The organism is Salmonella sp. SAL4457 (assembly GCF_046548235.1).
Classification (GTDB): domain Bacteria; phylum Pseudomonadota; class Gammaproteobacteria; order Enterobacterales; family Enterobacteriaceae; genus Salmonella; species Salmonella enterica.
Map to the genome: position 1 here is coordinate 1 of NZ_JBGDZO010000219.1, position 325 is coordinate 325.

Annotated in this window: 1 protein-coding gene; it reads left to right on the forward strand. The window is 61.5% G+C overall.

The genetic code is table 11. The annotated features are described in order from the left end of the window. Positions 1-77 precede the first annotated feature (77 nt). Positions 78-325, forward strand: a 248-nt coding sequence (gene eutH, locus ACLJNW_RS23995; RefSeq protein ID WP_410961192.1) for an ethanolamine utilization protein EutH, incomplete at its 3' end; no start/stop codon positions are given.

A 325-nucleotide genomic window follows, 5' to 3' on the forward strand; every position in this document is an offset into this window, starting at 1 on the left:
ATAAGAGACAGCTCCCGACCAGACAACCAGAAGAACGCATCCCGCTACGGGAGCCTGCCGAGGGGAGAACGACGCAGATGGCCGAGTTCGGAAACTATGTGATTTACCTGATCATGCTGGGTGCGGTACTTGGCGCGCTGGCTTCCATCCTGCGCCCGGAAAGCGGTCTGGGCCGCGAGTTCGTCAACGGCATCCACGCCATCGGTCCGGTGTTCCTCGCCCAGGCCGGCATCATGGTAGCCATTCCCTATCTGTCGAAGGCGATTTCCCATGCCCTCGGCCCGTTCTTCCAGACCCTCGGTTCCGACGTATCCATCGCCGCGCT